The sequence below is a fragment of the Actinomadura soli genome, assembly GCF_005889715.1.
GTDB classification, from domain to species: Bacteria; Actinomycetota; Actinomycetes; order Streptosporangiales; family Streptosporangiaceae; genus Spirillospora; species Spirillospora soli.
In genome coordinates this window covers 1-17478 of record NZ_VCKW01000185.1, presented here as the reverse complement: position 1 = coordinate 17478, position 17478 = coordinate 1, and the positions used below count along the sequence as shown (strand labels likewise).

Annotated in this window: 17 protein-coding genes and 1 pseudogene; 11 read left to right on the top strand and 7 right to left on the bottom strand. The window is 72.5% G+C overall.

Features of this window, described 5'->3' with window-relative positions:
* Window positions 1-183 precede the first annotated feature (183 nt).
* Window positions 184-519 (top strand): STAS domain-containing protein, encoded by a 336-nt coding sequence (locus ETD83_RS29030; RefSeq protein ID WP_171064485.1) that lies wholly within the window; start codon window positions 184-186, stop codon window positions 517-519.
* Window positions 520-547: 28 nt separating this feature from the next.
* On the opposite strand, the gene ETD83_RS29025 is transcribed toward ETD83_RS29030, so the two are convergent.
* The 5 genes from ETD83_RS29025 to ETD83_RS29005 all read right to left on the bottom strand — a co-directional run bounded on the left by ETD83_RS29025 (window position 548) and on the right by ETD83_RS29005 (window position 6281).
* Entirely contained in the window at window positions 548-1321 is a 774-nt protein-coding gene (locus ETD83_RS29025) for an SGNH/GDSL hydrolase family protein (protein ID WP_138648397.1), read from the bottom strand.
* A 123-nt stretch (window positions 1322-1444) separates the two neighbouring features.
* The gene (locus ETD83_RS29020; protein WP_230421265.1) at window positions 1445-2068 is read right to left on the bottom strand and encodes a GTP-binding protein; all 624 of its coding nucleotides are present in this window, start codon (window positions 2066-2068) and stop codon (window positions 1445-1447) included.
* 37 nt (window positions 2069-2105) lie between these two features.
* Window positions 2106-2576 (bottom strand): DUF742 domain-containing protein, encoded by a 471-nt coding sequence (locus tag ETD83_RS29015; RefSeq protein WP_138648391.1) that lies wholly within the window; start codon window positions 2574-2576, stop codon window positions 2106-2108.
* Between the two features lie 28 nt (window positions 2577-2604).
* Window positions 2605-3057: a roadblock/LC7 domain-containing protein gene (locus ETD83_RS29010; RefSeq protein ID WP_131967349.1), complete on the bottom strand. Its 453-nt coding sequence runs from the start codon at window positions 3055-3057 to the stop codon at window positions 2605-2607.
* Entirely contained in the window at window positions 3054-6281 is a 3228-nt protein-coding gene (locus tag ETD83_RS29005) for a sensor histidine kinase (RefSeq protein ID WP_205717945.1), read from the bottom strand. Before ETD83_RS29005 ends, ETD83_RS29010 begins: the two co-directional genes overlap by 4 nt.
* 658 nt (window positions 6282-6939) lie before the next feature.
* On the opposite strand from ETD83_RS29005, the gene ETD83_RS29000 reads away from it, so the two are divergent.
* The 8 genes from ETD83_RS29000 (at window position 6940) to ETD83_RS28965 (ending at window position 14370) form a co-directional block, all read left to right on the top strand.
* Window positions 6940-7926, top strand: a complete 987-nt coding sequence (locus ETD83_RS29000; RefSeq protein ID WP_138648390.1) for an ABC transporter substrate-binding protein — start codon at window positions 6940-6942, stop codon at window positions 7924-7926.
* Between the two features lie 21 nt (window positions 7927-7947).
* The gene (locus ETD83_RS28995; RefSeq protein ID WP_138648389.1) at window positions 7948-8757 is read left to right on the top strand and encodes an ABC transporter permease; all 810 of its coding nucleotides are present in this window, start codon (window positions 7948-7950) and stop codon (window positions 8755-8757) included.
* Window positions 8754-9581, top strand: coding sequence for an ABC transporter permease (locus tag ETD83_RS28990; protein ID WP_171064484.1), 828 nt, complete (start codon window positions 8754-8756; stop codon window positions 9579-9581). The genes ETD83_RS28995 and ETD83_RS28990 overlap by 4 nt, the downstream gene beginning before the upstream one ends.
* Before the next feature lie 111 nt (window positions 9582-9692).
* A complete protein-coding gene (locus tag ETD83_RS28985; RefSeq protein WP_171064483.1) occupies window positions 9693-10676 on the top strand; it encodes an ABC transporter substrate-binding protein in 984 nt (327 codons plus the stop codon).
* Entirely contained in the window at window positions 10673-11449 is a 777-nt protein-coding gene (locus ETD83_RS28980) for an ABC transporter permease (protein WP_138648387.1), read from the top strand. The genes ETD83_RS28985 and ETD83_RS28980 overlap by 4 nt, the downstream gene beginning before the upstream one ends.
* Window positions 11446-12237 carry an ABC transporter permease gene (locus ETD83_RS28975; protein WP_138648386.1) on the top strand — a complete coding sequence of 264 codons (792 nt, stop codon included), beginning with the start codon at window positions 11446-11448 and terminating at the stop codon, window positions 12235-12237. Before ETD83_RS28980 ends, ETD83_RS28975 begins: the two co-directional genes overlap by 4 nt.
* A 40-nt stretch (window positions 12238-12277) precedes the next feature.
* Window positions 12278-13090 carry an ABC transporter ATP-binding protein gene (locus tag ETD83_RS28970; RefSeq protein WP_138648394.1) on the top strand — a complete coding sequence of 271 codons (813 nt, stop codon included), beginning with the start codon at window positions 12278-12280 and terminating at the stop codon, window positions 13088-13090.
* 14 nt (window positions 13091-13104) lie between these two features.
* On the top strand, window positions 13105-14370 hold the full coding sequence (locus ETD83_RS28965) for a flavin-dependent oxidoreductase (RefSeq protein ID WP_138648385.1): 1266 nt from the start codon (window positions 13105-13107) through the stop codon (window positions 14368-14370).
* Window position 14371: 1 nt separating this feature from the next.
* On the opposite strand, the gene ETD83_RS28960 is transcribed toward ETD83_RS28965, so the two are convergent.
* Window positions 14372-14980: a TetR/AcrR family transcriptional regulator gene (locus ETD83_RS28960; RefSeq protein ID WP_138648384.1), complete on the bottom strand. Its 609-nt coding sequence runs from the start codon at window positions 14978-14980 to the stop codon at window positions 14372-14374.
* A gap of 114 nt (window positions 14981-15094) precedes the next feature.
* On the opposite strand from ETD83_RS28960, the gene ETD83_RS28955 reads away from it, so the two are divergent.
* The gene (locus ETD83_RS28955; protein ID WP_138648383.1) at window positions 15095-16480 is read left to right on the top strand and encodes an MFS transporter; all 1386 of its coding nucleotides are present in this window, start codon (window positions 15095-15097) and stop codon (window positions 16478-16480) included.
* An 11-nt stretch (window positions 16481-16491) separates the two neighbouring features.
* A complete protein-coding gene (locus tag ETD83_RS28950; RefSeq protein ID WP_138648382.1) occupies window positions 16492-17178 on the top strand; it encodes an SGNH/GDSL hydrolase family protein in 687 nt (228 codons plus the stop codon).
* Here the strand turns inward: ETD83_RS28950 and ETD83_RS28945 are convergent.
* Window positions 17160-17478: pseudogene (locus ETD83_RS28945) on the bottom strand (hypothetical protein); the annotation flags it as partial. The gene ETD83_RS28950 and the pseudogene ETD83_RS28945 sit on opposite strands and share 19 nt — an antisense overlap.

Below are 17478 nucleotides of genomic sequence, written 5' to 3'. Positions count from 1 at the left end.
GTGGGTGGGGGCTGGAGGACGGTGACGTCGGACAGCACCCTACGGCCAGGCACCACCGCGCACACCCTTGTAGCGCGGCGGGTTGGCAGGCGGGCCCGTCCTCGGCAATAGTTGTCGGACGGAAAGCATCCGCCGGGCGGATGCGCGTTGACAGGAGGGGAACCCCCCGTGCCGCCTTTGGAAGTGACCATACGGCCACACGGCGGGCGCGCCGTCGTGCGGCTCCGCGGAGAGCTCGACATCGCCTCCGCGGACGACCTGCGCAGGCACCTGAACGACGCCCGCCGCGAGCACGGCGAGGACGTCGTCCTCGACCTCGCCGACCTGGAGTTCATGGACTCCGGCGGCCTCTCGGTCATCGTCGCCTGCTACAAGGCCACTTCGGCCGCGGGCGGGAGCCTCGTCCTCGCGGCGCCGCGCTCCATCGTCCGGCGGGCGCTGGAGATCACCGGCCTGCACCGCCGCATCCCCGTCAAGGACACCCTGGACGAGGCCCTGAGCGAACCCGACCCAGCCTGAACACGTGAAGGCCCGGAGCCTGAAGCGCCTAGAGCGGGAGGGGGGTGGGGCGCTTCGGCTCGCGGCCGTCACCGGAGGAGCGTCCGGTGGCGCGGCGGCCGATCCAGGGCAGCAGGTAGGTGCGGGCCCAGCGGACGTCCTCGCGGCGCATCGCGAGCCAGTGCGCGCGGTCGAGCGGCGGCCAGGGCTCGCGCCAGTCGCCCGTGACGGGGACGCCGATGACGTCCGCGACGAACAGCGCCATCCGGCGGTGTCCCTCGGGCGACAGATGGAGGCGGTCCTCGTACCAGGCGCGCGGGTCGTGGAACACGCGCAAGGGCCACAGGTCGACGACCGTGCAGCCGCGCCGGTCGGCGATGGCGCGCAGGTGCATGTTGTAGGTGGCGGCCTTCCCGCGGATGCGGCTGCCGGTGCGCAGCCCGCGGGTGTCGAAGCCGGTGAAGACGACGACGCGGGCGCCGGTGGCGCGGAGCCGCCGGACGGCGTCGTCGAACACGACCGCGAGCGCGTCCGGGTCGGCCCCGGGACGGATCATGTCGTTCCCGCCGCCGCAGAACGTGACGAGGTCCGGCGCGAGCTCGACCGCGCGCGGCACCTGGTCGTCCACGATCTGCCGGACGAGCTTGCCGCGCACGGCGAGGTTCGCGTAGCGCAATCCGGGGCTGCGCTCGGCGAGGTGCTCGGCGAGCCGGTCCGCCCAGCCGCGGAAGCGGCCCTCCTCGCCGGGGTAGGGGTCGTTCAGGCCCTCGGTGAAGCTGTCGCCGATGGCCACGTACGTCCGAATCCGCTCCATTTCCCGCATCGCAACCCCCATCACCGGTTCATGGTCGATCACGTAGATGAATGATGCATCGTGCACTTCGTCTACGCGACCGTAGGCCGCCCGGATGTGGGGAACGCGACGTCAGGAGGTGCGGCCGGGGCGTCAGGTCCAGCTGGGGGACGTGGTGCCCGGCTGGACGCCCGGCCCGGCCGGGGGCCGGGCGGGCGGCGCCGCCGCGCCCGCGGGCGCGGTGTGCACCGTCATCGCGTGCTGGACGAGCGTGATCAGCACCTGCTTGGTGGACTCGCGGCTCCGCGCGTCGCACTGCGCGATCGGCACGTGCGGGCTGATCGACAGGGCCTCGCGGATGTCCTCCACGGCGTACTGGAACTCGCCGTGGAACCCGTTGACGCCCACGACGAACGGCAGCCCGAGCTCCTCGAAGTAGTCGACGGCGGCGAAGCAGTCCTCCAGCCGGCGGGTGTCGACCAGGACGACGGCGCCGATCGCGCCGCGGACGAGGTCGTCCCACATGAACCAGAACCGGTGCTGCCCCGGCGTGCCGAACAGGTAGAGGATCAGCTCGCTGTCGAGCGACACACGGCCGAAGTCCATCGCGACCGTGGTGGTCGTCTTGTCGGGCACGGCCGACAGGTCGTCCACGTCGGCGCTGGCCGCGGTCATCACCGCCTCGGTGGTGAGCGGCATGATCTCCGAGACCGACCCGACGAAGGTGGTCTTGCCGACGCCGAAGCCGCCGCCGACGACGATCTTGACCGAGGTCAGCTCGGCTGCTTCCCCACCGGGCGGCCCCGGGACCTGGTCAGAGCTTCCGAAGGCCACTGAGCACCCTTTCTAGCAGGCGGAGGTCCGGCTGTCCGCCGGTGGTGGTGGCGGGCTGCGACTGGTGGAGCCGCAGCAGTCCTTCGACGGCCATGTCGGCGACGAGCACGCGCGCGACCCCGAGCGGCAGGCGCAGGAGGGCGGAGACCTCCGCCACCGAGCGGGCGGACCGGCACAGGTCCATGATCGCCCGGTACTCCGGGGTCAGCGCGGCCACGTCCCGCGGCGGGTACGGCGCGGCGGTGACCAGGGCCTCGATGGCCAGGTCGTAGCGCGGCTTCGTCCGTCCTCCGGTCACGGCGTAAGGACGCACCAGCGAGCTGGAGTCGCCCTCCTGTCCCTCGGGGGGGCGTCCCTGCGCCGGAGACCGCCCACCCTCATGGCGGACAGGTTCACCAGGCCAGCGCCCCGGCCCACCGGGGCCGCCTCCGTAGGGACTGCCTCGATCCATGTCGCCGACCTCCGTCAGTCAGTCACGATCAAAAGCGGGCGGGCCCGGCGCCCATCTCGGTCACCGAGGGGCCCGAGTGCGGAGGCTGCTGCTGGTCCTGGGCGCGCAGCGCGGGGGTCAGCACCCGGCCCACCCGCTCCACCAGCAGCGTCATCTCGTACGCGACGAGACCGAGGTCGCAGTCGGGCGCGGCCAGCACCGCGAACACCGACCCGTTCGTGATCGACATGACGAACAGCAGCCCGCGGTCCATCTCGACGACGGTCTGGTTCACCCCGCCCGCGTCGAAGATCTTCGCCGCGCCCTGCGTCAGGCTCATCAGCCCGGAGGCGATCGCCGACAGCTGGTCCGCCCGCTCGGGCGGGAAGCCCGACGAGTACGCCATCGGCAATCCGTCCGAGGAGACCACGACGGCGTGCGCGACCTTCGCGACACGGTCCGCGAAGTTCGTCACCAACCAGTTGAGATCCTGCCCGCTCACCGGGTGCCTCCTGTCTCGCCGTCGCCCTCTGACGACGCCTCACCTGACGTGCCCTCGCCGCGAATCTCGTGACGTCCCCGATGGACGCCCCGCTGGAGACTCGCGAACCGGTTGCGTACGACATCGGCCGCCTGGCCCTGTCCCTGGCCCTGCACAGCCTGCCCTTCTCCGGGGCCGCCCGGCAACGGCGCGGCCTGCGCCGGAGCCGCGGGGGCCTGCTCGGTCGCGGCGGGGGCCGCGGCGCGGGCGACCGCGCCCGGCACGCGGTTCTTGCCGGGCACCCGCTTGGGCAGCCCGACGCTGGTGCGGGACGCCGCGACGGGCTCGCGCGCGGCCTCGGCGGCGCGGAAGCCGGCGTCCGCCGGTGACTCCCAGCCGCGGACGGGGTCCTCGCCCGCGGCGGCGCCCGACCTGCGCTGGAACCACTCCGACTGCATCGCGTCGAAGATCGGCGAGCGCTCCGGGAGCCGCGGCGGCGCGGGCTGCGCCGGGACTGGTGGCGCAGGAGGCTGCGGTGGTGGTTCGTGCCGCACGGCGGCCGGTTCCGGGGCGGCGTCCTCCGGCGGGCGCCGCGGTGTCGGGGTGGATCGCTCGGTTTCGCGCGTGGCGGGCTCCGTCCATCGGGCCTCGGGCTGCGAGGCGTCGGCGTACGGGTCGGGCGGCTGCTGGCCTGGCTCGCCGGAGATCTGCCCGAGCGGCCCGGTCTCCCACGGGATCGGACGGGACGAGCTGGACTCCGGCAGCATCGGCTGGGCCTCGGGAACGACGGAGTGCGGGCCGGTCTGCCACGGCTCCTGCCGGTAGACGCCGTTGCCGGTGTCCTGCGGCCGCTCGTTGCGGGGCCGCTCGTTGCGCGGCTGGAACAGGCCGTTCGGTCCGTCGTCGGACGGGCGTCTCGGGAGCTGCGCGCCCGGCATGCGGACCGGCAGCTCGCCGGGCCTGCGCGGGGGCCGCTGGTCGCCGGCCGGGCCCTGCTCGCCGTACGGGCTCTGCTCGCCGTAGGGGGCCGGGGGCTGCTGGCCGGGGGGGAACGCGGGGTGCTGGCCGGACCCGCCCGCGGGGATCGGGCCCGTCTCGTTCATGGCCGGCTGGGGGCCGGTGACGCCGCGGACGGGCCGCAGCGGCCCGGTGCCGCCGACCATCGGGTGCGAGCCGGTCGAACCGGCCATGGGCGTCGCGGGCAGCTCGGCCGGGCCGCGGGCGTCCGGACGGAACGCGCCACCGGTGCCGAGCGCGGGCGGCTCGGGCGTGGTGGTGAGCGCGGCGAGCTGGCCCTGGCCGTCGCTCTCGCGCGGGCCGAGGCCGCCGCGGCTGCCGATCCCGCCGGCCTCGCCGGGCGTGATCACCGCGTCGGGCAGCACCACGAACGCGGTGAGCCCGCCGCCCTGCGCGGCCCGCAGCTCCACGCGGATGCCGTGCCGGACGGCGAGGCGGCCGACCACGAACAGGCCCATGCGGCGGGCCGCGGAGAAGTCGATGACGGGCGGGTTCGCGAGCCGCCAGTTGGCCTGCTCCAGCTCGTCGGACGACATCCCGACGCCGTTGTCGGTGATCTGCAGCATGGCGCCGCCGCCGCTCAGCAGCTGCCCGGACACGGTCACCTTGGTGTGCTCGGACGAGAACACCGTCGCGTTCTCCACCAGCTCGGCCAGCAGGTGGACGAGGTCGTTGACGACGGGGCCGGCGACCGTCATGTCGCCCTGCACCCGCAGCGCGACCCGCTCGTACTGCTCGACCTCCGACAGCGAGGCGCGGATGACGTCGATCAGCGGGACGGGCCGGTTCCACCGGCGCACCTGCTCCTGGCCGCCGAGGACGAGGAGGTTCTCGCAGTTGCGGCGCATGCGGGTGGCGAGGTGGTCCAGGCGGAAGAGGTTGCCGAGCTGCTCCTCGTCGCGCTCGCTCTGCTCCAGCGTCTCGATCAGGCGCAGCTGCCGCTCGATCAGGGACTGGCTGCGGCGCGAGAGGTTGACGAACATCGCGTTGATGTTGCCGCGCAGGACGGCCTCGTCGGCGGCCAGCCGGACCGCCTCCCGGTGGACCTCGTCGAAGGCCCGCGCGACCTGGCCGATCTCGTCGGTGGACTCGACGTCGATCGGCTCCACCTCGATGCCGCCGGCCGCGGCCTCCGGATCTCGGAGCCGGTCGACCAGGCCCGGCAGCCGGGTGCTGGCCACGTCGAGCGCGCCGGACTGCAGCCGGTGCAGCGGCCGCACCAGCGACCGGGCCATCACGACCGTGATCAGCAGGACGATGGCGAGCAGCAGCGCGACGATGATCGAGTCGATGATCGTCGAGGTGCGGGCGTCCGACCGCCGCTCGGCGCTCACGTCGAGGATGTCCTGGGTCAGGTCCAGCTCGGTGAGCCGCATCTTGTTGATCATGTCGGACATGGCGTTCTTGATCGCCTCGGCCGAGCCGGGGTTGCCGAGCGAGCGGGGCAGCCGCCCGCCGGTCGCGGCGACCGCGGTGATGATCCGCTGCCGGAGTTCGAGCGCCAGGTCGACCTGGCCGCCGACGACGAAGTCCTCGAACACCTGGGCCTGCTCCAGGGTCACCGAGTTGCGGAAGGTCGCGATCTCGCTGTCCTCTTGCGCGCGCGCGGCGTTGAGGGCGCTCATCTGGTCGGGCGCGAGGCCCCGGAGGCGCGCGCCGAGGAGGAGCAGGGCGCGCTCGCGGGAGACGGCCTCCTTGGCGCGGACGAGCGCGCCGAGTGCCCGGGTGGTCTGGGTGAGGCGGGTGTCGACGACGTTCGAGGAGATGCTGTCGAGGACGGCGATGAGGTCCTGGATGGCCTGGGTGTACTTCTGCAGGACGACGGTGGCCGGCACCTTGCCGCCGATGACGAGGGAGCGCAGGGCCTTGACGGAGTCCAGGCGGTTCAGGACCGCGCCGGCGCCGCGGACGGCCTCGGCGCCGTAGGAGGAGTCGATGACGGTCGCGGTGTCGCGCACGAGCTGGAGCTGGGAGTCGGTGCTGAACTGCGAGGACTGGACGCCGGGGAGCAGGGGGTCGGGGCGGCCCGCGGCCGTGTAGTCGACGGCGAGGTCGCGCTCCGAGGCGAACTCGGTGACGAACTGCGTGATGCTCGCGCCCAGCTCCGCCATGCGCTCCACGCGCCCGTAGGTCTCCGCCTCGCTCACGGAGTCGGCGATGCGCACGCCGGCGAGCACGACGGCGGCGACCGTCGGAACCAGGATCAGGACGATGAGCCGCTGCGGCACGCGCCAGTTCCGCAGGCTCAGTCTGCTGCCCGAACGTCTCGAACGGTCCGACTGCACCTCGACGTTGCCGGGTCGAGGACGGTCGCGACCTTCGTCGCTAGGTTGCATCCGCCGTTAACACCCTCTCCACACGATGTCGCACGCTCCGTGGCCTCACCGGCGCAAAGGGTTAAGCGACATCACCTCCACCCTCGGCGCACGACATTGCAGCACATCCACGGATAGGCCGCAAAGGACCCTAGGCCACTCGATATGCACCAATGCCGTGATTGCGACTTCATGCCCGTATGTCCGTTTTATCGAGCACGAATGGTCACTCACCGCACACGGACGTTCCGTGATCGCGCAAGCGCGGACGGTAATACCGTGTTGTCTACCTCATCACCTTGCCAACGAGCGGACGCCGGGCGGGTGCGCGGCCGCGACCGACAGGGCACGACCGATCACTCTCCGATTCGGCTCGGCGATGAGCAGTCACTGTAGCCCGTGGAGGACACAAGAAAGTCACGCAATTCGGAGCGAATCCACTCAAGCCGCCAGTCCGCGATAATCTCCGGGCACACCTGGTCAGCCAGCGGTGGTCAGAGTCGCTCCCCTGGCCCACACGTCCCGACCCTAAGCCCTGCGCACGGAACTCCCCGCAGGTTAAGGAGAGCCCATGCGGAAACCTCTGCGTCTGTCGGCGCTTCTCAGCGCCGTCACCCTCGCCGTCGCGCTCGCGGGCTGCAGCGACTCCGGTGAGTCCTCAGGCGGCAAGGGCGGCCTGGAGATGGACACCATGACGGTCGTGGCGCTCCCCCTGGCGGACAACGTGGCCGTCTACCTCGCGCAGAGGGAAGGGCTCTTCGAGAAGGAGGGGCTCAAGGTCCAGATCAAGCAGGTGCAGCAGAGCACGCAGGCCATCCCCGCGCTCGTCAAGGGCGACGTGAACGCGATCGCCGGCGCCAACTACGTGTCCTTCCTGCAGGCCAACGACAAGGGCACGGTCAAGCTGAGCGTCCTGGCCGAGGCCGCCTCGCTGACCTCGCACTTCATGGACGTCCTCGTCCTGCCCGACTCCGAGATCAAGACCCCCAGGGACCTGGAGGGCAAGAAGGTCGCGGTCAACCTCCTGAACAACGTCCAGGCGCTGACGCTGAACGCGATCCTCAAGGCCAACAACGTCGACGCCTCGAAGGTCGACTACGTCCAGGTGCCGTTCCCGCAGATGGCGGCGGCGCTGGAGCGGGGGCAGGTCGACGCCATCCACGCCGTCGAGCCCTTCACGACCGACATCCAGAAGAAGCTCGGGGCCCGCGTGGCCGTCGACGGCGGCGCCGAGCCGGTGACGAACCTGCCGATCTCCGGCTTCGTCACCACGCGGGACTTCACCCAGAAGAACCCGAAGACGGCCGCGGCGTTCCAGCGCGCGATCTTCGCCGCCCAGCAGCTGGCCGGCGCCGACCGCGAGCCGGTCGAGAAGGTCCTGCCCAGCTACACCAAGATCGACGGAAGGGTCGCCGCGGTGATCACGCTGCCGGGCTACCCCAGCACGCTGACGACCAACCGCATGCAGCGCGTCGTGGACCTCATGACCGTCGCCGGCCTGCTCAAGCAGAAGACCGACCTGAAGACGGTGCTGTTCCAGGCGCGGCCGCCGTCCTAAGAGGCGGAGCGCGGGCACCGCATGGCCGACTCGACGGCGCCGCCCCGCGGCCTCTCCCGTCCCGGCAGGTGGGCGCGGGGGGCCGCCGGTGTCGCGGCGCTGTTCCTGGCGAGCGAGATCCTCGGCAGGGCCGGCATCGTGGACCGCTCGTACCTGCCGCCCGCCTCCAGCGTCACCGCACGCGCCGTCGAGCTGGCCGGCGACCGGGAGTTCCTGTTCAACGTGCGCGTCACGCTCACCGCGTGGGCGCTCGGCCTCGCCATCGCCATCGCGATCGCGGTCCCGCTCGGGCTGCTGCTCGGCAGCGTCCCCGCGGTGAACACCGCCGTCCGGGCCATCGTGGAGTTCCTGCGGCCGATCCCCTCGGTCGCGCTCATCCCGCTGGCCGGGCTGCTGCTCGGCTCCGGCCTCGCCATGGAGGTGCCGCTCATCGTGTACGCCTCCACCTGGCCCATCCTCTTCAACACGATGTACGGGCTGCACGACGCCGACCCCACGGCCAAGGAGACGCTGCGCGCTTTCGGCTTCGGCCGGGCGCAGGTCCTGTTACGGGTCTCGCTGCCCAGCGCCGCGCCGTTCATCGCGACCGGCGTGCGGCTGGCCGCGTCGGTCGCCCTCATCCTGGCCGTCGGCACCGAGATCCTGTCGGGGTTCGGCGACGGCCTCGGCATGTTCATCGCCCAGGCCGGCACGGTCCCGGACGGGACGCGCGACGTCCTCGCCGGCACCGTGTGGGCGGGCTGCATCGGGCTGGTCATCGACACCGTCCTGGTGCGGACCGAGAACCGCGCCTTCCGGTGGCACCGGGCGCAGCGGAGCGGCGCGTCGTGACGGCCGCCGCCCGCCCCCGGGACCTGGCCGGACGGGTGGCCGGCGGGCTCCTGCACCGCTGGCTCCCGCCGGCGGTCCTCGTCGCGGGCTGGGAGGCGGCGACGCGCGCCGCCGAGAGCCCGTTCTTCCCGCCGCCGTCCGCCATCGCGGCGCGGATGCGGGACCTGTGGTTCTCCGGCCCCGCGAGCCGGCTGTTCCTCAGCGCGGAGGCCGGCGACTCCATCGCGCCGAGCCTCGCCCGGATGGGCCTCGCGCTGCTGCTGTCGGTCGCGGCCGGCGTCGTCCTCGGCCTCGCGCTCGGCCGCTCGGAGCGGGCGCTGGCCTACCTGGAGCCGCTCCTGCAGTTCGCGCGCGTGATCCCGCCGCCCACGATGGTCCCGGTCTTCGTCGTGCTGTTCCAGCTCGGGACGCAGATGCAGGTCGCGTCGATCGTGTTCGGGGCCGTCTGGCCCATCCTGCTCAACACGGCGGACGGGGTGCGGAGCGTGGACGCGCTCCAGATGGACACGGCGAACGCGTTCCGGCTCTCCGCCGCCGAGCGGATCCGCTTCGTCATCGTCCCGTCCGCGCTGCCGAAGATCTTCGCGGGGCTGCGGCTGGCGCTGTCGCTGTCGCTCATCCTGATGGTCTTCTCCGAGCTGCTCCCCGGCACGTCCGACGGGCTCGGGTTCCAGCTGACCTACGCGCAGAGCGCGTCCGACGTGCCCACGATCTGGGCGGTGATCGTCCTGCTCGGCGTTCTCGGCTATCTGTTCAACTCGATTCTGCTGGCGGTGGAGCGCCGCGTCCTCTCCTGGCGGCGCGGGACGAGCAATTCCCAATAGGCAGGAATGAACCTCGCGCCTCGCTCAGATCGTGCATACATTGCGCTACGCTCCCGGCTCATTGAAAATCAGCATTTGACGGGCTTCCCCCGATCGGTTGGAGCACTGCTCATGACTGCTTCCCACCGCCGCGCGGCCGCCGCAGGCGCGTTCGCCGTCGCGGTCGCCCTCGCCGCCACCGCCTGCGGCGGCGCCGAGGACGGCGCCTCGGCCAACGGCCTGGAGAAGTCCGAGATCAGGCTCGGCACGATGACCATCGCCGACACCGCGTCCGTTCAGCTCGCCCTTTCCAAGGGCCTGTTCAGGGCCGAGGGCCTGACTGTCAAGACGCAGGTCATCCAGGGCGGAGCGGCCGGAATCCCGTTGCTGCGGAGCGGCCGGCTGGACATCAGCTTCGGCAATTACGTCTCCTTGTTCACCGCCGGGGTGAAGGACCCCCGCTTCAAACCGAAGATCATCGCCGAGGGGTTCAACAGCGCCGCCGGGACCCACGTCGTGATGGTCCGCGGGGACTCCCCCCACAAGACGATCAAGGACCTGGCCGGGAAGAGGATCGCCGTCAACACCAAGCGCAACATCAGCACCCTGCTGATCCGCTCCGTCGCCCAGGCCCAGGGCGTCGGCTTCGACGACGACAAGAGCTTCGTCGAGGTGCCCCCGCCCGCGATGGAGCACGCGCTGAAGTCGAAGAGCGTCGAGGCCGTCCAGGCCATCGAGCCGTTCGGCACCCAGATGCGGCAGACGATGGGCGCCCGCATGGTCGCCGACCTGTCCAGCGGCCAGACCGCGAACCTCCCGATCGCCGGGTACGCCGCCACCGAGAAGTTCGTGGCGAAGAACCCGAAGACGGTCGCGGCGTTCCAGCGCGCGCTGGTGAAGGCGCAGGGCATGTGCGCCGACCGCAAGGTCGTCCGGGACGTCCTGCCGACCTACGCCAAGGGCATCGACGCCAAGGTCGCCTCCAGCATGAGCTTCGGCGAGTACCCGACCACGCTGGACCCCTCCCACCTGGGGCGCGTGTCCGACCTGATGCAGCGGTTCGGGTATGTGGACAAGCCCATCGACGTCAAGAACTTCGTCGCGACGCCTTCATGAGGTACCGCCGCATCGCTCTCGGCGCCGCCGGCGTCGCGGGGGTCGTGGCCGCCATGGAGGTCGTGAGCCGCGCCGGGCTCGTCGACGGCACCGCCCTGCCCCCGGCGTCGACCGTCCTCGGGGAGGCCGCCAAGCTGGCCGTCGACGGGGAGTTCCTCGTGGACGTCGGCGCGACGCTCGGCGCGTGGTTCGGCGGGCTCGCGCTGGCGGTGCTGGTCGCGGTCCCGCTGGGGGTGCTGCTCGGCTCCGTCCCGTTCCTCGGCACCGCCGCCCGCGCGCTGGTGGAGCTGCTCCGCCCGATCCCGTCGGTCGCGCTGATCCCGCTGGCGATCATCCTGTTCGCCGAGCCCACGCGGATGAAGATGTCGCTGATCTTCTACGCCTGCCTGTGGCCGATCCTCATCAACACCCTGTACGCGCTCCGCGACGTCGACCCGGTGGCCAAGGACAGCCTGCGCGCCTTCGGCTTCGGGACGCCGTCGGTGCTGTGGCACGTCTCGCTGCCGAGCGCGGCGCCGTTCATCGCGACCGGTGTCCGGATCGCCGCGTCCGTCGCCCTCGTCGTGGTGATCAGCACCGAGCTGTACGCGGGCGGCGTCGACGGCGTGGGCATCTATCTCAGCGACACCCAGACGGCGGGCGGGCGGACCGACCTGCTGCTGGCGGGCGCCGTCTGGAGCGGCGTGCTCGGGCTGGTCGTCGCCACAGGGCTTCGCGGGCTGGAACGGATCGCGTTCCGCTGGCACACCGCCCGGGTGGAGGGCCTCGCATGAGGTCATTGCGGGGGTTCGCGGAGCGGGCGTGGCTCGTCGCGGCCGTCGTCGTGCTGTGGGAGCTCGTGACCCGCGCGGTGAACGACGTCTACTACCCGCCTCCCACGACCATCGCGGCGGCGCTGCACGAGCTGTGGTTCTCCGGGCCCGCGTCCCACGCGTTCCTCACCGGCCAGGCCGTCGACGACTTCTCAACCAGCCTCGCGCACCTGTTCATGGGGTGGACCGCAGCGGGCGTCGCCGGGGTGGCGGTGGGCACGGTGATGGGACGGTCGCGGATCCTGTACGACCTGCTGAACCCGGTCCTGGAGTTCATGCGCGCGGTGCCGCCGCCCACGCTGGTGCCGTTCTTCATCATCGTGTTCCACCTCGGCGCGACGATGCAGGTGGTGACGATCGCGTTCGGCGTGGTGTGGCCCGTCCTGCTCAACACCTGCGACGGAGTCCGCGCCGTGGACACCCTGCAGCTCGACACGGCCCGCGTGTTCGGCGTCGGGCGGTTCCGCCGCCTCGCGGTCGTCATCCTTCCCGCGGCGGCGCCGAAGATCTTCGCGGGGCTGCGGGTGGCGCTGTCGTTCGCGCTGATCCTGATGGTCATCTCCGAGCTGTTCGGCAGCACCGCCGGGATCGGGTCGCGGCTGGTGGGCGCCCAGCGGGCGTTCGAGGCGAACCCGATGTGGGCCGCGATCGTGATGCTGGGCGTCCTCGGCCTGCTGTTCAACACGCTGTTCATGGTCCTGGAACGCCGCCTGCTGGCCTGGCACGCGGGCGCGCGGCGGCTCACATGACGTCCAAAGAGATAAGGCGTCCTAGAGAAAAGGCATGGCCATGCTCCAGATCACCGGCCTGACGCACTCCTACGGCGGCGACCACGGGGTCCTCGGCGGGATCGACCTCACCGTCCCGGACGGCCGGCTCGTCAGCATCGTCGGCCCGTCCGGCTGCGGGAAGTCCACGCTGCTGCGCTGCATCGCCGGGCTGATCCGGCCGACCGGAGGGACGCTCACCCTGGACGGATCGCCGATCGACGGCGTGCCCGACGACCTCGCCGTGGTGTTCCAGGACTACAGCCGGTCGCTGTTCCCGTGGCTGACCGTCCGCGACAACGTGGCGCTGCCGCTGCGCAGGCGGGGGATGTCCCGTCCGGAGCGGCGGGCGGCGGCGCAGGAGGCCCTGGAGTCGGTCGGCCTCCCGGACGCGGGCCGCAGGTACCCGTGGCAGCTGTCGGGCGGCATGCAGCAGCGCGTGTCGATCGCGCGGGCCCTGGCGTACCGGCCGTCGCTGATGCTGATGGACGAGCCGTTCGGGTCCGTGGACGCGCAGACCCGGGAGGATCTGGAGGATCTGCTCCTCCAGGTGCACCGGACGCAGAAGATGACGATCCTGCTGGTCACCCACGACATCGACGAGAGCGTCTACGTGGGCGACCGGGTCGTCGTGCTGAACCGCTCGCCCGCCCGCGTGCACGCCGACCTGGACGTCGACCTGCCCGCGTCCCGCGACCAGATCGAGACGCGGGGGCTGCCCGAGTTCGTCCGGCTGCGGGCCGAGGTCGGGCGGCTGGTCCGCGGCGGCGGGAGGTCGCCCGGCGCCGAGCCCGCGGACACCGGAACCGCATCGGACATCGTGACGGACGAATAGGGGGAACGCATTCCATGCGCGTACTCATCGTGGGGGCGGGGATCGGCGGGCTGACCTGCGCGCTGAGCCTGCACAAGGCCGGTGTGGAGACGCTCGTCGTCGACGCCTCCGCCCGGCTGCGGCCGCTCGGCGTCGGGATCAACCTGCTGCCGCACGCCGTGCGTGAGCTGACCGAGCTGGGGCTGGGCGGCGAACTGGCGGACCTCGGCATCCCGACCGGCGAGATGGTGCACTTCGACCGGCACGGCGGCCGGATCTGGGGCGAGCCGCGGGGCCGCGCGCTCGGCTACGACTGGCCGCAGTACTCGATCCACCGCGGCGACCTGCAGATGGCGCTGCTCGACGCCGTCCGGGCGCGGCTCGGGAAGGACGCCGTCCGCGCCGGCACCCTCTTCGAGGGCTTCGAGCAGGACGGGACGCGGGTGCGGGCGCGGCTGCTCGACCGGGCGTCCGGGACCGCCGGGACCGCCGCGGCCGACGTGCTGATCGGGGCGGACGGGCTGCACTCCGCCGTCCGCGCGCAGCTCAACCCGGACGAGCCGGCACCGCTGTGGAACGGCATCAGGATGTGGCGCGGCGTCACCGAGGGCGACCCGTTCCTGACCGGGCGGACGCTGGCCGTCGCGGGCAGCAACACCGCGTCCAAGATGGTCGTCTACCCGATCTCCAGGCGCGCCGAGCGCCGGGGCCGGGCCCTGCTGAACTGGGTCGCGGAGGTGAGGCTCCCCGATGACCGGCTCGACACCACCGCCGACTGGAACCGGAAGGGCAGGCTGGAGGACGTCCTCCCCTACTACGCCGGCTGGACGTTCGACTGGCTGGACGTCCCGGCGATGCTGGCGGGCTCGGCGGAGATCCTGGAGTACCCGATGGTCGACCGGGACCCCCTCGACCGCTGGACGTCCGGCCGGGTGACGCTGCTCGGCGACGCCGCCCACCCGATGTACCCGATCGGCTCCAACGGGGGGTCGCAGGCCGTCCTGGACGCGCGCGTCCTGGCGCACGAGCTCGCCCGCGCCGCCGACCCCGCCGAGGGGCTGCTCGGCTACGAGCGGGCGCGCCGCGAGACGGTCAACGCGATCGTGCTGGCCTGCCGCGACATGCCCGCCGACCGGATCCTGCACGCGGTCGGCGAGCGCGCCCCGGACGGCTTCGACGCCATCGAGGACGTCCTGACCCCCGAGGAGCTGGAGACCATCACGGGCGCCTACCGCCGGACGTCCTTCGACGACGTCGAGGCCCTCAACACGCGCCCGTCCTACTCGGTCTCCAGGGGCTGACTCAGGTCGTCACCGCGGCGAGGCGGGTGTCCACGGCGTGGGCGGCGCGGTCGTGGAGGGACGGGTCGTCGTGCAGGAGCGCGTACGTGGCTCCGGTGCGGCAGAGGGCGTCCAGCTCGAAGGCGAGCTGGGCGACGTCGGCGGACGCGTCGATCTCGCCGAGGTCGCGGGCCTCGCGGATGCAGCGCTCGAAGAAGTCGCGCCAGTCGCGCTGCGAGGACGCGATGGCGTCGCGGACGCGTCCCGGCCGGGCGTCGAACTCGGCCATCGTCGAGTCGAAGAAGCAGCCGCCGGGGAACACGGGTTCGCGCTGGTAGCGGCGCCACGCGTCCAGCAGCGCACGGAGGCGGCCGAGCCCCCGGGGGACGGCGAGGGCGGGCTGGATCACGTGCTCGCGGAACACCTCGACGGCCCGGCGGACGGTCGCGAGCTGCAGCTCCTCCTTGGATCCGAAGTGCGTGAACACGCCGCTCTTGCTGATCCGCAGCTCGGTGGCGAGCCGGCCGATCGACAGCCCCTCCAGGCCCTCGGCCGAGGCGATGTCGGCGGCGCGGTCGAGGATCGTCCTGCGTGTCTGCTCGCCTTTGAGAAGCCGTCCGTCGGTGCTCACGCGGCCTAATCTGCACGACCGTTCGTGCAAAGTCAATGCCGCCACCCCCTTGACGGGAGGGGCCTCCACAGAAGATTGTACGAACGGTCGTTTATTTTTCTGGGAGGGCACCTCATGTCCGTTGAGACCGCCGCGGCGCCGGACGCCGCGTCCCGCGCACGGCGGGACGTGCCCTGGCTCGCCGCCGGGGCGACGTTCCTGGCCATGCTCGACGCCACCGTCGCCAACCTGGCCGTCCCCGACCTGCACGCCGACTTCCAGGGCGCCTCGCTGTCCGGGCTGACCTGGGTGATCACCCTGTACGCGGTGCTGTTCGCGGCGCTGCTCGCCCCCGCCGGGCGGCTCGCCGACCTGGTCGGGCGGCGGACGCTGTACCTGTGGGGCATCGGGCTGTTCACGCTGGCGTCGCTGGCCTGCGCGCTCGCGCCGAACGTGCCCGTCCTGCTGGCGACGCGCGCGTTCCAGGGCGCCGCCGCGGCCGCGATGATCCCCGCGTCGCTGGCCTTGCTGCTGCGCGACACGCCGCCCGAGCGGCGCGCGGGCGCGATCGGGCTGTGGAGCGCCGCGGGCGCGTTCGCCGCCGCGATCGGCCCCAGCCTCGGCGGGGTCCTGGTCGACCAGTTCGGCTGGCGGTCGCTGTTCGTCATCAACGTGCCGGTCGGGCTCGCGCTGCTGCTGGCCGGGCTGCGTCTCCCCCGCACCGAGCACGGCGCGGGGCGGCTGCCCGACCTCCTCGGGACGGTCCTGCTCGGCGGCGGCGTCGGCGCGGTCGCGCTCGGTGTCACCCAGACCCAGGACTGGGCCTGGACGGACGCCCGCACCCTCGCCCTGATGATCGGCGGCGCCCTCCTCGTCGCCTTGGCGCTGTGGCGGTCGGCCCGGCACCCGGTGCCCGCGCTGGAGATCTCGCTGTGGCGCAGCCGCCAGTTCGCCGTCGCCAACGCCGCCTCGTTCCTGTACGGGACGGCCCTGTACACGTGGCTGCTGGTCGGCGTGCTCTACCTCACCGCGCAGTGGGACTACTCGATCCTGAAGGCGGGCTTCGCCTCGACGCCGGGCGCGTTCACCGCCACGGCCGCCGCGATCCTCATGGGCCGCCTCACCGGCCGCATCGGCGTCCGCCCGGCGGTCACCGGAGGCGCGCTGATCATGGTCGGGTGCGGGCTCTGGGCGGTCCTCTCGATGCCGTCCGACCCGCACTTCACGACCTTCTGGCTCCCGATCGGCCTGCTGGTCGGCACCGGGATGGGGATGGTCACGACCGGCACCTCCTCCGCCGCCGCGCTCGCCGTGAACCCGCTGCGGTTCGCCGGGGCCACCGGCCTCAACACGACCGCGCGGCAGCTCGGCGGCGCGTTCGGCATCGCCGTCCTCGCCGCGCTGCTGCCCGCCGGGGCGGTGCACGGCGACTACACCGACGTCTACCTGTTCTGCACGTTCGCCGCGGGCGGCGCGGCCCTCGCGGGGCTGCTGCTGACCGTCCGGCGCCCCGCGTCCTGATGGGAGAGAAGATGACCGAGACGACCCTTTCCGAGTGGACGGACCCGGCCGTCCTGCCGGCCGCCGAGGCCGCCGCGCTGCTGGCCGGCGCGTCCTGGACGCGGATGGTGACGATCGGCGACAGCGTCGCCGAGGGCGTCCGCGAGCCCGTGCCCGGCTACCGCGACCTGTCGTGGGCCGACCGGGTCGAGGAGGCCCTCGGCGAGGTCAGGCCCGGGTTCACCGCCCTCAACCTGGGCCGCCGCGACCTCGTCGCCGCGCAGGTGGCGGCGGAGCAGCTCGAACCCGCGCTGGCGTTCGGCCCCGACCTCGCGCTGGTGGCGGCCGGCGGCAACGACATGCTCCGCCCGCACTTCGACGAGGTCGAGGTGCGGCGGGAGCTGACCGGGATCGTGTCCGCGCTGCGGGCGGCCGGGGCCGACGTCGTCACGATCGGGCTCCTCGACATCACCGCCGCGGGGCTCGGCCCCGCCCGCTACCGGGAGGTCATGTCGGCCCGGACGCGGCGGCTGAACGAGGTGGCGGCCGAGGTCGCGGCCGGGCACGGCGCCTGCCACGCCGCCAACCCCTACGGCCATCCGGTCGCCGCCGACCCCGGCATCTACAGCGGCGACCAGCTGCACCTCAACGCCCGCGGGCACGCCTTCGCCGCCGCGAACACCGTCCGCGCCATGGCGGCCTACTTCGCGTCGGCGTAGCGGTCCACGACCGCGATCTCCATCGGGAACACGACCGCCGTGTCGCCGAACAGCAGCCGCCGCGCCTCGTCCGCCGAGGCGTGGACGGCCGCGACGACGTCCCCGGCGAGCCCTGCGGGCGTGTGCACGATGACCTCATCGTGCTGGAAGAACACCAGCCGGGGGGCGCCGAGCGAAGCTCGTCGAGTGATTGGTGGTGGGTGGGGGCTGGAGGACGGTCCGAGCGGGGTGAGGCGGCGGCGCAGTGAGCCGAGGAGCGCGAGCGCCCAGTCTGCGGCCGTGGCCTGGACGACGAAGTTG

Coding starts and splice junctions, on each gene's coding strand:
- ETD83_RS29025 (WP_138648397.1), bottom strand. CDS start 1,321: ATGCGGGAAATGGAGCGGATTCGGACGTACGTGGCCATCGGCGACAGC.
- ETD83_RS28980 (WP_138648387.1), top strand. CDS start 10,673: ATGAGGTACCGCCGCATCGCTCTCGGCGCCGCCGGCGTCGCGGGGGTC.
- ETD83_RS28950 (WP_138648382.1), top strand. CDS start 16,492: ATGACCGAGACGACCCTTTCCGAGTGGACGGACCCGGCCGTCCTGCCG.
- ETD83_RS28985 (WP_171064483.1), top strand. CDS start 9,693: ATGACTGCTTCCCACCGCCGCGCGGCCGCCGCAGGCGCGTTCGCCGTC.
- ETD83_RS29015 (WP_138648391.1), bottom strand. CDS start 2,576: ATGGATCGAGGCAGTCCCTACGGAGGCGGCCCCGGTGGGCCGGGGCGC.
- ETD83_RS28975 (WP_138648386.1), top strand. CDS start 11,446: ATGAGGTCATTGCGGGGGTTCGCGGAGCGGGCGTGGCTCGTCGCGGCC.
- ETD83_RS28955 (WP_138648383.1), top strand. CDS start 15,095: ATGTCCGTTGAGACCGCCGCGGCGCCGGACGCCGCGTCCCGCGCACGG.
- ETD83_RS28965 (WP_138648385.1), top strand. CDS start 13,105: ATGCGCGTACTCATCGTGGGGGCGGGGATCGGCGGGCTGACCTGCGCG.
- ETD83_RS28970 (WP_138648394.1), top strand. CDS start 12,278: ATGCTCCAGATCACCGGCCTGACGCACTCCTACGGCGGCGACCACGGG.
- ETD83_RS28995 (WP_138648389.1), top strand. CDS start 7,948: ATGGCCGACTCGACGGCGCCGCCCCGCGGCCTCTCCCGTCCCGGCAGG.
- ETD83_RS29000 (WP_138648390.1), top strand. CDS start 6,940: ATGCGGAAACCTCTGCGTCTGTCGGCGCTTCTCAGCGCCGTCACCCTC.